This window comes from Roseovarius sp. A46 (assembly GCF_004126395.1).
Lineage (GTDB): Bacteria > Pseudomonadota > Alphaproteobacteria > Rhodobacterales > Rhodobacteraceae > Roseovarius > Roseovarius nitratireducens.
The window spans coordinates 52,261-64,876 of sequence record NZ_PVWS01000015.1 but is presented as its reverse complement, the minus strand read 5'-3'; the positions used below and the strand labels follow the sequence as shown (position 1 = coordinate 64,876).

14 protein-coding genes are annotated in these 12,616 nt (G+C 68.4%); 6 read left to right on the top strand and 8 right to left on the bottom strand.

The features are described 5' to 3' along the window. Positions 1 to 69: 69 nt before the first annotated feature. Both C6W92_RS09770 and C6W92_RS09765 read right to left on the bottom strand, forming a co-directional pair. Positions 70 to 831 carry an ABC transporter permease gene (locus C6W92_RS09770; protein ID WP_129432792.1) on the bottom strand — a complete coding sequence of 254 codons (762 nt, stop codon included), beginning with the start codon at positions 829 to 831 and terminating at the stop codon, positions 70 to 72. Continuing rightward, positions 828 to 1,757, bottom strand: a complete 930-nt coding sequence (locus C6W92_RS09765; protein WP_129432791.1) for an ABC transporter ATP-binding protein — start codon at positions 1,755 to 1,757, stop codon at positions 828 to 830. Before C6W92_RS09765 ends, C6W92_RS09770 begins: the two co-directional genes overlap by 4 nt. 199 nt (positions 1,758 to 1,956) lie before the next feature. Between C6W92_RS09765 and C6W92_RS09760 the strand changes: the two genes are divergently transcribed. Then, entirely contained in the window at positions 1,957 to 2,682 is a 726-nt protein-coding gene (locus C6W92_RS09760; protein WP_129432790.1) for an SGNH/GDSL hydrolase family protein, read from the top strand. Between the two features lie 15 nt (positions 2,683 to 2,697). On the opposite strand, the gene C6W92_RS09755 is transcribed toward C6W92_RS09760, so the two are convergent. After that, positions 2,698 to 3,219, bottom strand: a complete 522-nt coding sequence (locus C6W92_RS09755) for a carbon monoxide dehydrogenase subunit G (RefSeq protein WP_129432789.1) — start codon at positions 3,217 to 3,219, stop codon at positions 2,698 to 2,700. A gap of 101 nt (positions 3,220 to 3,320) precedes the next feature. Here C6W92_RS09755 and C6W92_RS09750 point away from each other — a divergent pair, with 101 nt between their 5' ends. Continuing rightward, complete coding sequence (locus C6W92_RS09750) at positions 3,321 to 4,400, top strand: CaiB/BaiF CoA-transferase family protein (RefSeq protein ID WP_129432788.1); 1,080 nt, start codon at positions 3,321 to 3,323, stop codon at positions 4,398 to 4,400. Positions 4,401 to 4,651: 251 nt separating this feature from the next. Here C6W92_RS09750 and C6W92_RS09745 read toward each other — a convergent pair whose 3' ends face one another. The 3 genes from C6W92_RS09745 to C6W92_RS09735 form a co-directional block, all read right to left on the bottom strand. After that, a complete protein-coding gene (locus C6W92_RS09745; protein ID WP_104018684.1) occupies positions 4,652 to 5,371 on the bottom strand; it encodes an NYN domain-containing protein in 720 nt (239 codons plus the stop codon). Between the two features lie 54 nt (positions 5,372 to 5,425). Then, positions 5,426 to 6,295, bottom strand: coding sequence for a glutathione-dependent disulfide-bond oxidoreductase (yghU, locus tag C6W92_RS09740; protein WP_129432787.1), 870 nt, complete (start codon positions 6,293 to 6,295; stop codon positions 5,426 to 5,428). A gap of 103 nt (positions 6,296 to 6,398) precedes the next feature. Then, positions 6,399 to 7,478 (bottom strand): pyridoxal-phosphate dependent enzyme, encoded by a 1,080-nt coding sequence (locus C6W92_RS09735; RefSeq protein WP_164989210.1) that lies wholly within the window; start codon positions 7,476 to 7,478, stop codon positions 6,399 to 6,401. 221 nt (positions 7,479 to 7,699) lie between these two features. Here C6W92_RS09735 and C6W92_RS09730 point away from each other — a divergent pair, with 221 nt between their 5' ends. Both C6W92_RS09730 and C6W92_RS09725 read left to right on the top strand, forming a co-directional pair. Then, on the top strand, positions 7,700 to 9,316 hold the full coding sequence (locus tag C6W92_RS09730; RefSeq protein ID WP_129432785.1) for a DNA polymerase Y family protein: 1,617 nt from the start codon (positions 7,700 to 7,702) through the stop codon (positions 9,314 to 9,316). A 58-nt stretch (positions 9,317 to 9,374) separates the two neighbouring features. Further along, complete coding sequence (locus tag C6W92_RS09725; RefSeq protein ID WP_129432784.1) at positions 9,375 to 9,722, top strand: DUF2794 domain-containing protein; 348 nt, start codon at positions 9,375 to 9,377, stop codon at positions 9,720 to 9,722. A gap of 279 nt (positions 9,723 to 10,001) precedes the next feature. On the opposite strand, the gene C6W92_RS09720 is transcribed toward C6W92_RS09725, so the two are convergent. Further along, positions 10,002 to 11,060 (bottom strand): quinone-dependent dihydroorotate dehydrogenase, encoded by a 1,059-nt coding sequence (locus C6W92_RS09720; RefSeq protein WP_129432783.1) that lies wholly within the window; start codon positions 11,058 to 11,060, stop codon positions 10,002 to 10,004. After that, positions 11,057 to 11,395 carry a DUF952 domain-containing protein gene (locus tag C6W92_RS09715; RefSeq protein WP_129432782.1) on the bottom strand — a complete coding sequence of 113 codons (339 nt, stop codon included), beginning with the start codon at positions 11,393 to 11,395 and terminating at the stop codon, positions 11,057 to 11,059. The genes C6W92_RS09720 and C6W92_RS09715 overlap by 4 nt, the downstream gene beginning before the upstream one ends. Positions 11,396 to 11,491: 96 nt before the next feature. Here C6W92_RS09715 and cmk point away from each other — a divergent pair, with 96 nt between their 5' ends. Further along, positions 11,492 to 12,100: a (d)CMP kinase gene (cmk, locus tag C6W92_RS09710; RefSeq protein WP_104018691.1), complete on the top strand. Its 609-nt coding sequence runs from the start codon at positions 11,492 to 11,494 to the stop codon at positions 12,098 to 12,100. Between the two features lie 119 nt (positions 12,101 to 12,219). After that, positions 12,220 to 12,609 carry a DUF4168 domain-containing protein gene (locus C6W92_RS09705; protein WP_129432781.1) on the top strand — a complete coding sequence of 130 codons (390 nt, stop codon included), beginning with the start codon at positions 12,220 to 12,222 and terminating at the stop codon, positions 12,607 to 12,609. Positions 12,610 to 12,616: the final 7 nt, after the last annotated feature.

Here is a 12,616-nt window from a genome sequence, read left to right as displayed (position 1 = left end):
CGCGGGGGCGACAGACAAGGCGGCGCGTGCCCCGCAGGCGCGGCGGTGCGGGAAAACATCACCCCGCGCTCAGGACTTGATGCGATAGCCAGTGCGAAAGATTGCCCAGACCGCCCCGAGGCACAGCGCGAAAAACACCGCCACCGCCAGCAGGCTCAGCCCCGGGCTGACATCGGCCACCCCGAAGAACGACCAGCGAAATCCGGAGATGAGATAGACCACCGGGTTGAACAGCGTCACCGTCTGCCACGCGGGCGGCAGCATCGAGACCGAGTAGAACGCCCCGCCCAGGAACACCAGCGGCATGATGACGAGAAGAGGGATGAGCTGTAACTGCTGGAAATTCTCCGACCAGATGCCGATGATGAACCCGAACAGCGCAAAGGAGATGCAGATCATCACCAGAAAGCCCAGCATCATAACCGGGTGATGAATATTTATCTCCACGAACAGCCGCGCGGTAACGAGGATCACCCCCCCGATCAACAGCGACTTGGTCGCCGCCGCGCCGACATAGCCGATCACGATCTCGATGAAATTCACCGGCGCCGACAGAAGCTCGTAGATCGTGCCGATGAATTTCGGAAAGTAGATACCGAAAGAGGCGTTGGAAATGGCCTGTGTCATCACGCTCAGCATGATGAGGCCCGGCACGATGAAGGCCCCGTAGCTCACTCCCTCCACCTGCTCGATACGGCTTCCGATGGCCGCGCCGAAGACGACGAAATAGAGCGTGGTGGAAATCACCGGCGACAGCAGGCTTTCGAATATCGTGCGGAAGAACCGCTTCATCTCGTAGACGTAAATCGCCCAGATCGCGTGCAGGTTCATGCCGCGTCCTCCCGCACAAGGTCCACGAAAATCTCTTCGAGGCTGCTTTGCCGGGTCTCGATATCGCGCAAGCCGAGCCCCTCGCGCGCCAGCGCCTGCAACAGCCGCGTGATGCCGGTGCCCTCGCCGCGCGTGTCGTAATGATAGAGCAGCGCCGCGCCGTCCTCGATCCGCTCGAGATCGTATCCGTCGAGCGCGTCCGGCACCGCGTCCACCGGCTCGGCGAGGTCGATGCGCAGCGTCTTGCGCCCCATCCTGTGCATCAGCGCGGCCTTGTCCTCGACCAACAGGATCTCGCCGCTGTTGATGACGGCGACGCGGTCGGCCATCGCCTCGGCCTCCTCGATGTAATGGGTGGTGAGGATGATGGTGACGCCGCTTTCCTTCAAACCGCGCACCACCTCCCACATGTCGCGGCGCAGTTCGACATCGACGCCCGCCGTCGGCTCGTCGAGAAACAGCACCTGCGGCTCGTGACAGAGCGCCTTGGCGATGAGCACGCGGCGCTTCATTCCGCCGGACAATTCGCGGATGCGCGCGTGCCGCTTGTCCCACAGCGAGAGCTGCCGTAGCACGCGTTCGACCAGCACATCGTCGCGCCCCTTGCCGAACAGCCCGCGCGAGAATCGCACCGTGTTGATGACCTTCTCGAACGGTTCGAGCGCCACCTCCTGCGGCACGAGGCCCACGAGGTGCCGCGCCTTGCGCCAGTCGCGCAGGATGTCGTGCCCGCCGATCCGCGCCTGGCCGCCCGAGGGCGTGGTGATGCCGCACAGCGCCGAGATGAGCGTGGTCTTGCCCGCGCCGTTGGGACCGAGCAGCGCAAGGATTTCGCCGCGCTCGATGGCGAGCGATACGCCGCGCAGCGCGGTGAAGCCGCCCTTGTAGGTCTTGCTGAGGTTCTCGACCTCGACGATGGCCGCCATGTCCGTCTGCCCCCTTCTGATTTGATCGCAACCTAGTCGGTTGGCGCGCGACCGCAAGCGGCGTGGGCGGCCATCCACCTGTGCGGTGGCGCGCAGTTCCAATCTGGAAACAATCTGTGCGATGGTTATGCGCGACAGCGCGCCTCGTCTTTGCTATAAGCATCATCGGGTGGGACCGATTTGATCTGTGGGAAATGCCATGCTCACCCGACTTCTGACCGCCCTTTTCCTTTTGTCCGTCACGCAAGCGGGGCTGGCCCATGCCGGCGGCCAGAACGGGCCACGCATCCTGATGATGGGCGATTCGCTCTTTGCCATGCACAAGCTGGCAGGTGGCTCCGTCGGCACGCGCCTGCGCGCCGCGCTTGACGCGCATCTCGTGGACAATTCGGTGGGCGGCGCACGGTTTCTCTATCGGCTGCCGATCTCCGGCGCCCTTGGCCTCAACATCGCCAAGCAATATCGCCGTGGCGACTGGGACTGGGTCGTGCTGGGCGGTGGCGGCAACGACCTGTGGCTCGGCTGCGGCTGCAACCGCTGCGAGCGCAAGATGGACCAGATGATTTCCGAGGACGGGCGGCGCGGCGTGATCCCTGGCCTTGCCTCGCGGGCGCGGCACGACGGGGCGCAGGTGCTGCTCGTGGGTTACATGCGCACGCCCGGCAACGGCTCTCCGATCGAGCATTGCGCCGACGAGGGCGACATGCTCGACGCGCGGCTTGCGCGGCTAGCCGGGCTGGATGGCGGGGTGCATTTCCTGCCGCTCGCCGACATGGTCCCGCATGGCGATCTGTCCTACCACGCGATGGACCGCATCCACCCCTCGTTCAAGGGCAGCCGCGTGATCGCCCACCGCATCGCGCGGTTGATCGCCGCCGAATCGGGTGCCCCGGTGGTCTCGCGTGGCGCGGGCGGCGCCGACTGACGCGGCGCCGCGTCCTTATCCCAACATGCGGCGGAACCAGCCCTTTTTCGGGGCTTCGTCGTCGGTCTCCGCGGTATTCTCATCCGGGACTTTCTCCGGTTGGATGACCGCCGCTTCCAACCGGGCAAAGAACTGGTCGGCCATCTTCTTGGCAAAGCCATCGACGATCCGGCTGCCAAGCTGCGCGAGCTTGCCGCCGACGCTGGCCTCGACATCGTAGTGCAGCCGGGTGCCGCCCTCGATCTCCTCGAGCCGCACGGCGGCGCTGCCCTTGGCATGGCCGGCCGTGCCCCCCTTGCCCGTGCCGCTCAGCGTGAGGCTCTCGGGCTCGACCATGTCGGTCAGCGTCACCGAGCCCTTGAAGGTGGCCTTCACCGGGCCGACCTTCTGCACCACCACCGCCTCGAACCCGTCCTCGGGCGTCCCGGTCACCTCCTGCGCGCCGGGCACGCATTCCTTGAGCGCCTCGGGGCTGAGCAGCGCCGCCCATACCGTCGCGCGGTCGGCCGCGATCTCGCGGCTGTCGGACATCTTCATCTCGGCGTCTCCTCCTGTTCCTCCGGCCCACAGCGTAACCCGGTGGCGCGCCGGGGCAAAGACGTCCTATGGTCCGGGTCACGACAAGGAGGGGGACAGGGATGCTGACGGGGCTGCGCGTGGTCGAATTCGAGGGGCTGGGGCCTGCGCCCTTCGCCGCGATGATGCTCGCCGAGATGGGGGCCGAGGTGGTGGTGATCCACCGTCCCGGCCCGGGCAGTCCGGTGGCGGGGGACCGCAACCTGCTCGACCGCGGAAAGCGGTCTATCGTGCTCGACCTGAAGGATGCGACCGACATCGCCGTGGCGCGCGCGCTGGTCGCCCGTTCCGACGCGCTGATCGAGGGTTATCGCCCCGGCGTGATGGAGCGGCTGGGGCTGGGGCCCGAGCCGATGCGCGCCGCCAACCCGCGCCTTGTCTACGGTCGGATGACCGGCTGGGGGCAGGACGGGCCGCGCGCCCGGCAGGCTGGGCATGACCTCAACTACCTCGCCACCTCCGGTGCGCTGTGGTACGCGGGCGCCCCCGGCACGCCGCCGGTGACGCCGCCGACCATGCTGGGCGATGTGGGCGGCGGCGCGCTCTACCTCGTGGCGGGGCTGCTCGCGGGGCTGGTGCAGGCCGCGCGCACCGGGCAGGGCACGGTGGTGGATGCCGCTATCGTCGATGGCTCGGCGCACATGATGGCGCTGCTGATGTCGATGATGCCCTCTGGCAACCTGTCGATGGAGCGAGGGCAGAGCCTGCTGGACGGCCCGCACTGGAGCCGCGTCTATGCCTGCGCCTGCGGCGGATGGATTGCTGTGCAGTGCCTCGAGCCGCAGTTCTACGCGGCGTTTCTGGATGTGATGGGGCTTGGAGGTGATCCGCGCTTTGCCGCGCAGCAGGACCGCGCGCAATGGTTCGCACAAACCGAAGCGCTGGCCGCGATCTTCGCTGACCGCCCGCTGGCGTATTGGGCACGGCTCTTTGCCGGGTCCGATGCCTGCGTCGCCCCGGTGCTGCGCCCCGACGCGGCGGCAGGCGATCCGCACATGGCGGCGCGCGGCGTGTGGCAGGACGAGGGGGGCAGCCTTGCCCCCGCGCCTGCCCCCCGCTTTGACGGGTCCGTGTCCCGGGTCACGGACCCACCCCAGCGCGGTGCGGACAGCGCGGCGATCCGGGCGGAACTGGGGATGTGAGGGAGGGGTGGCCTGGAGGGGACGTCCGAGTTAGCCGCACATCGACGGGCCGCGGTGCGGCGATCCAACGCTCTTGCTGCCGTGCTTAATGGCTGCCAAATCCGAAAAAGGTCTGAGCGGCGCGCAGGTTGCAGCCGTATCGCCGTGCCGTGGGTACGGCCCGGCGATGCGCGGCGGCGTGCAAGCACGCCTCGATTCCGCGCATTGGCACCAAGACCCCAACGACCGCTTCAGGCCACTAGCCTCGCTCCTCAATCCACCCGCCGCACCAAAAGCTGGTTGCCCGAGCCGGGCTTGGTCTCGAACACCTTCAGTTCCTTGATGAGATCGCTCAGCTTTTTCTTGCCATATGTACGCGTGTCGAAATCGGGCTTGTCGGTCTGTATCTGCTGGCCGATGCGGCCCAGCGGATACCATTCGTCATCGCTGTCGATCTTCTCCATCGCGTCAAAGATCAGCCGCCGCGCGTCGGCGATGTGGTGGCTGTCGAGCTTGGCCTTGGGCGTGCTGCGTGGCGCGTCGCTCACGTCCTCGTAGATGTTCTCGATCGCCACGAACCGGTTGCACGCGTTCTTGAGCGCGTCGGGCGCCTTGGCCTCGCCGATGCCGATCACCGTCAGCCCCTGCTCGCGGATGCGGCTGGCCAGCCGGGTGAAATCGCTGTCCGACGAAACCAGCACAAAGCCGTCGAAATGGCCCGCGTGCAGGATATCCATCGCGTCGATCACCAGCCCGATATCGCTGGCGTTCTTGCCCTTGGTGTTGGCGGTCTGCTGGTGCTGGACGAGGCCGAGGTTCTGCGCCGTCTTGGTCCAGCCCGAAAGCTGCTGGCTCGACCAGTCCCCATAGACCCGCCGCAGCCCCGGCTCGCCATAGCTCGTGACCTCGCGCAGGATCGCGTCGGCATACTTGGCGGGGACGTTGTCGGCGTCGATCAGAACGGCGAGGAGTTGGGTATCGCGGTTGGGCATGAAGAAGGCTCCTTTTGCCCCTTCATGCCCCATTCCGCGCGACGGCGAAAGCGCTCAGGCGTCCTCGCCGATCTTGTCCTGCGTGCGGGTCTCGAAATCCTCGGCCGAATGACGCTCGTGCAGTTGCATATGCGGCTCGCCAAAGCTGCGGTTGACCATGCGGCCGCGCTGTACCGCCGGGCGCGCGTCGATCTTCTCGGCCCAGGCGAGGACGTTCTTGTAGCTCTTCGCGTCGAGGAAGGTCGCGGCGTCGTAGAGCCGCCCGAGGCACAGCTGACCATACCACGGCCAGATCGCCATGTCGGCGATGGTGAATTCGTCTCCGGCGATGAAGGGCTTGTCGGCAAGCTCGCGGTTCAGCACGTCGAGCTGCCGCTTGGCCTCCATCGCGAAGCGGTCGATGGGGTATTGCCATTTCTCCGGCGCGTAGGCGTAGAAATGACCAAAGCCGCCGCCGAGATAGGGCGCGCTGCCCATCTGCCACATCAGCCAGTTGATCACCTCGGTCCGCGCGGGGCCGCCCGCAGGCAGGAACGCCCCGTATTTCTCCGCCAGGTGCAGCAGGATCGAGCCGCTCTCGAACACCCGCAGCGGCGCGTCCCCGGTGCGGTCCACAAGGGCGGGGATCTTGGAATTGGGGTTGATCTCGACAAAGCCGCTGCCGAATTGCTCGCCCTCGCCAATGTCGATTTTCCACGCGTCATATTCGGCGTCATGCCCGGCGGCGAGCAATTCCTCGAACATTACCGTCACCTTGACGCCGTTGGGCGTGGCCAGCGAGTAGAGCTGGAAAGGGTGCTCGCCGACCGGCAGCTCCTTGTCATGGGTCGCCCCGGCGATGGGCCGGTTGATCGAGGCGAACTGCCCGCCAGAGGCGCCCTCCCATGTCCAGACTTCGGGTGGGGTATAGCTGTCGTCGGTCATGTGATGGCGTCCTCTCGCTTTGTGTCCTCGCCAAACTAATTCCTGATCGCGGGCGCACAATCGGCGCGACTGCACAGGTTCCTGTGCAGCCGTGCAAAGGCCGTCAGCCCAGTTGATAGCCCGGGGTCGAGGCCGAGATCGCCTGTTCCTCCTCGTCCATGTCCTCGCCGATCCCGTCAAAGAGCGGCGTGGTCATGTAGCGCTCGCCGGTGTCGGGCAACATGCACAGGATCACCGACCCGGGGGCGGCAACCTCGGCGATCTGCAGCGAGACCGCGAAGGTCGCGCCGCCCGAGACGCCGGTGAAAATCCCCTCCTTTGCCGCGAGGTCGCGCGCCGCCTTGATCCCGTCGGGGCCTGAAACGGGGATGAGATCGTCATAATAGCCCTTGTCCACCGCCTCCTGCAGCACCAGCGGGATGAAATCCGGGGTCCAGCCCTGAATGGGGTGCGGCTCGAAGGCCGGGTGGCTCGCGGCGGGCTCGCCCTTGTCGTTGCGTTCCTGCGCCTGGCCGCTGCCCAGAAGCGCGGCATTGGCAGGCTCCGACAGGACAATCTTGGTCTCGGGGCGCGTATCGCGCAGCACCCGGCCCAGTCCCGTCACCGTGCCGCCGGTGCCATAGCCCGTGACCACGTAATCGAGTCGTTCCCCCTCGAAATCGCCGAGGATTTCCCGCGCGGTGGTGGCGGCGTGGATATCGGCATTGTCCTTGGTCTCGAACTGGTGGGCGAGAAACCAGCCGTTCTGCTCGGCCAGCTCCTCGGCCTTCTTGTACATGCCAAAGCCTTTTTCGGCCTTGGGCGTCAGCACCACCTTGGCCCCCAGCATCCGCATCAGGCGGCGGCGCTCGATGGAGAAACTGTCGGCCATCGTCACCACCAGCGGATAGCCCTTCTGCGCGCAGACCATCGCGAGGCCGATGCCGGTATTGCCGCTTGTCGCCTCGACCACCGTCTGCCCGGGTTTGAGCCGCCCGTCGCGTTCGGCGGCCTCGATGATATTGACCGCCAGCCGGTCCTTGACCGAGGCTGCGGGGTTGAACGCCTCGGCCTTGACATAGATCGTCACGTGATCGGGGCCGAGGTTGTTGACGCGGATCACCGGCGTATCGCCGATCGTATCCAGAATGCTGTCGAAGCGGCGGCCGCGGCCCGTGGTGGTGCGGATGGATGTCTTGGTCATGATCTGTCTCCCTCTTTCGTGTTGGTGGAAAAGCTAAGCCGCGCCGCGAGGGTCGAAAAGGAGTGTCCTTCGCGCACGGGGTCTGGTCCGCAAATTCGTGACATGCGTTCCGCAATAGCACGCATTCCGGGACGAAAGTATCGCATGACGGCCCGGACAGCAGACTCGACTTGGCCGACCAGTCGATCTATCTTTAGAACAAATAGCGAACATTTGCTGCCATGCCCACCCGTCGCATCCTTTCCGTCTGGTTCCCCCGGCTGGGGGCCGAGCGCCTGACGCGCCGTGCGGGCGCGGCGGGGGCGTTCGCCGTGGTGGCCGAGGACGGGCCGCGGCAGGTGCTGGCCGCGCTCTCGGCCGGGGCCGAGGCGGCGGGGCTGGTGCCCGGCCAGCCGCTGCGCGAGGCGCAGGCGCTCTGCCCCGACCTGCGCACCGCCCCGCAAGAGCCCGCCGCCGAGGCCGCATTTCTGCGCGCGCTGGCGCGCTGGGCGGACCGGTTCTCGCCGCTGGTTGCGTGCGACGGGGCGGCGGGACTGATGCTCGACATCACCGGTTGCGCGCATCTTTTCGGCGGTGAGGCGGCGCTGGGTGCTGCGGTTGTGGACGAGGCCACAGACCTCGGCCTCTCGGCGCGTTGCGCCATCGCCGATACGCCCGGCGCGGCCTGGGCACTGGCGCGCTTCGCGGGGCAGGGGGTGGCACCGGGCCGCTCGGGCGACGCCATCGAGCAGGAGGCGCGCGCCACCCGCGCCCGCGCCGCCCGGCGCGGGCCGTGGCAGGGCCGGGCGGTGCCGCGCGCCGCCGCCCCGGTGATCCTCGCGCCGCCGGGGCAGCTTCACGCCGTGCTGGCCTCCCTGCCGGTGGCGGCGCTGCGCCTGCCCGAGGGGCTGGCCGATGACCTCGGTCGGCTGGGGCTGCGGCGGATCGGCGATCTCGCGGGGCAGCCGCGCGCGGCGCTGGGGCGGCGCTTCGGTCCGGTGCTCATGCGGCGGCTCGACCAGGCGCTGGGTGCTGTGCCCGAGCCGCTCTCGGCCATCGCACCGCCGCCGCCGCTGGCGGTGCGGCTGAGCCTGCCCGAGCCGATCGGCCTGATGGATGACCTGCGCGAGGGGGCCGCGCGGCTGCTGGCGCAGCTCTGCGCGCGGCTGGCTGAGCGCGGCGAGGGCGCGCGCGCCCTGCGGCTCGAGGTGCGCGGTGCCGATGGCGGCGTGCAGGCGGTGGACCTGCGGCTGGCGCGCGCCATGCGCGACGCCGACGCGATGCTCGCGCTGTTGGTGCCACGGCTGGAGCGGATCGACGCGGGCTTTGGCATCGACATGCTGCGCCTCGACGCGCCACAGACCGAGCGTATCGTGCCCGAGCAGATGCGCGGGCAGGGGCAGGCGGCCGCGCGGGGTGACGCGCTCGCGGACTTGCTTACCCGGCTGGGCGCGCGTGTCGGGCTCGACGCGATCACCCGCCGCCACCCCGCCGAGAGCCGCATCCCGGCCAAGACCGCTATCACCCTCGCCGCCGCCTGGTCCGAGCCCGCCGCCGCACCCTGGCCGCGGCCCGAACATCCCCGCCCGCTGATGCTCTGGCGGCCCGAGCCGGTCACGCCACAGGCGGGCGGACGGCCCTGCGCGGCGTTTCGCTGGCGCGGGCGGCGGCACGAGACGGCCCATGCCATCGGTCCCGAGCGGATCGCCCCGGAATGGTGGCTCGACGATCCCGAATGGCGCACGGGCCTGCGCGATTACTGGCAGGTTCTGACCACGCGCGGCGAGCGGCTCTGGCTTTTCCAGGCGCATGGTGCGGCGCTCTCGGGGGGGTGGTTTTGCCACGGGCGGTTCGCCTGACGGGGGTCGGCGTGTCATCGCTCTTGATTCGCGCTGCATTTGGCGCAAATCTGGGGCCATGAACATGCCAGGCCCCGGCCCGCTCGCGGGCGCGAAACCGACCGAGCCGCAGGTGGCGTTCCGACGCGACGAGTTGAGCGTGATCCTGTCGCTTTACGGACGCATGGTGGCGGCGGGCGAGTGGCGCGATTACGGTATCTCCTGCCTGCGCGAAGTGGCCGTGTTCTCGGTCTTTCGCCGCACCGCCGAGCACCCGCTCTACCGCATCGAGAAACGCCCCCGCCTGCGCGACCGGCAGGGGCAGTATTCGGTGATCGGCATGGACGGGCGGATATTGAAGCGCGGGCACGACCTGCGCACCGTGCTGCGCGTGCTCGAACGCAAGCTCATCCGCGCGGTGGAGTAGCGAGCAAAGGGTGAGCGGGGCGGGATCGGCCTTGAGCGGACCTACCGATCTTGGCCCACTTGCGCGGAATCAAGGCGCGGAACGCGCCGCCGCGCAGCGCCCGACCGCCCCCTCGGGCGGGCGCTCCTCGTCGTTGCAAGTAGCTGTGATTGCAGAAGTATCTTGCACCATAAATCGCGCCGCACAACCGGTATTGCGCCCACCCGGCGGTCGGGCGCTGCGCGGCTCCTCAAGCGTTGTGCTGAACGTCCCCTCCAGGCCAATCCCCTCAACCACCGCTCACAGCCAGTCCTGCCTACCCGTGCCCACCGCCTCGGCCACCGACGCGAACCCGTCGCGCGCCAGCAGCGCTTCCAGCCCCCGCGCGATCTCCGACACCAGCGACAGCCCCTCATAGACCAGCGCCGAGTAGAGTTGCACCGCCGTGGCCCCGGCGCGGATCTTGGCATAGGCGTCCTCGGCCGAGCCGATCCCCCCCACGCCGATGAGCGGCATGTCTCCGCCGGTTAGCTGCGACAGCCGTGCCAGCACCCGCGTGGAGCGCTCGAACAGCGGCGCGCCCGACAGGCCCCCCGCCTCGTCGCGCGCGGCGCTTTGCAGCCCCTCGCGCGACAGCGTGGTGTTGGTGGCGATGATCCCGGCGACGCCCGCCTCGCGCGCGACATCGGCGATCTCGCCCAGTTCCGCATCGCCCAGGTCCGGCGCGATCTTGAGAAACACCGGGATGCGCCGGGGCAGCCCGTCGCGCGCCGCCATTACGCCCGCGAGCAACGCCGCCAGCGCTTCGGCCCCCTGCAACTCGCGCAGCCGCTCGGTATTGGGGCTGCTGACGTTGACGGTGGCGAAATCGAGATGCGCGCCGCAATGGCGCAGCACCGTCGCGAAATCGGCGGCGCGGTCGGCGCTGTCCTTGTTGGCCCCGAGGTTCAGCCCGATCACCGCGCCCTGCGGGCGCCGGGCCAGCCGCGCGGCGGCGGCCTCCATGCCGCCATTGTTGAAGCCGAAGCGATTGATGACGCCGCGATCCTTCGCCAGCCGAAAGAGCCGCGGGCGCGGGTTGCCCGGTTGCGCGCGCGGCGTCACCGCCCCCACCTCGACAAAGCCGAACCCGGCGCGTGACAGCGGCCCCAGCGCCTCGGCGTTCTTGTCGAACCCGGCGGCGAGGCCCACCGGGTTGGGCAGCGCCATCCCCGCGAGATCGACCCGCAGCCGTGGCGAGGTGACCGGGCCGGGTGCGGGGGTAAGCCCGAGCCGGAGCGCGCGCAGCGCAAGGCCGTGCGCCGTCTCGGGATCAAGCCGGTGCATCAGGCCGAGGCCAAGGCGTTCCAACACCGTCATTCGACGCCCTCTGGGAAGCGGTGCGCGCCCGCCACCAACGGCAAGGGCCTTGCCCACGCCACATCCTCCAGCCGCAGCGCACGGTAGAGATGCGGGAACAGCGCCCCGCCGCGCGACGGCTCCCATTTCAGGGCGTCACCCAGCCGATCCGCCTCGACCGCCAGCAGCATCAGCCCGTCCTCGCCCGCGAAATGCTTCGCCGCCGTCTCGGGCGCCTGTTTGGCGGTCGAGAAATGCACATAACCGTCGGCCAGATCGACCGGCGCGCCGCGCGTCTCGCCGTCTGCGCGCAGGGCGTCCCATTCCGGGGCGCGAAAAATCTTGTAGATCAGCATGGATCGGGTGATGCCGCGCCCGTGGCCCGCCGTCAAGCGATGCTTGAGGCAGGGTGCGGGATCGGCTAGCAAGATGGTCCACCAAAGGAGACGTTCATGGCGTTCACCATCGCGATCGACGGGCCGGCAGCGGCGGGCAAGGGCACCATCGGGCGGGCGCTCAGCCACCATTTCGGCTTTGCCCATCTCGATACCGGACTGCTCTATCGCGCGACCGGGCGGCGCACGCTCGACGGGCTCGCGCCGGTGGAGGCGGCGCAGACGCTGCGCGCCGAGGATCTCGATGCCGACGATCTGCGCACCCCCGAGGTAAGCCAGGCCGCGAGCCGCGTGGCCGCCATCCCCGAGGTGCGGCAGGCGCTCCTCGATTTCCAGCGCGCCTTTGCCCGGCGCGCGGGCGGCGCGGTGCTCGATGGCCGCGATATCGGCACGGTGATCTGCCCCGAGGCAGAGGTGAAGCTCTTTGTCACCGCCAGCGATACCGAGCGCGCGCGCAGGCGACACAAGGAGATGTGCGAAAGCGGCCACGCAGTCACGCTTGAAGAGGTGATGGACGACCTGCGCCAGCGCGACGCCCGCGACAGCGCCCGCGCGGCCGCCCCGTTGAAACCGGCCGAGGATGCGCTGATGCTCGACACCTCGGAAATGTCGATCGAAGAGGCGGTGGCCGCGGCGGTGGCGGCGGTGGATGCCGCCAGAGGCTGAACGCTCATCTGGGCAAGAAACCGCTCAGCCGTTTGCGCGCAGCGGCACGGCTCTTAGGTTGATCGAGCGTTCGCGGCCAGGTGCCCGCGGCGCAGACACCCTGGACCAGAGGAGGCCCTATGCCCACCCGAACGATATTCAAGGCAACGACGACGGCCATCGCGCTGGCGTTCGCTGCCGCGCCGGTGACCGTCGTCACCACCCAGACCGCCGCCGCACAGCAGGACGCGAGCTATTCCACCGAAGAGCTTGATATCTTTACCGAGGCCCTGCTCCAGGTGGCTGATGTGCGCCAGAGATACAGCACGCTCGTGCAAAGCGCCGAGACCGAGGAGCAGCAGGCCGCCATCGTCGAAGAGGCCAATACCGAGATCATGCAAGTGATCGAGGACACCGAGGGCCTCACGCTTGACCGCTACACAGAGATCGCTGTGGCCGCCAACAATGATCAGACGCTGAACCAGCGGATCATCAAGCGCGTTCAGGCCATGAATGACCAGAACCAGTGACCGGCAG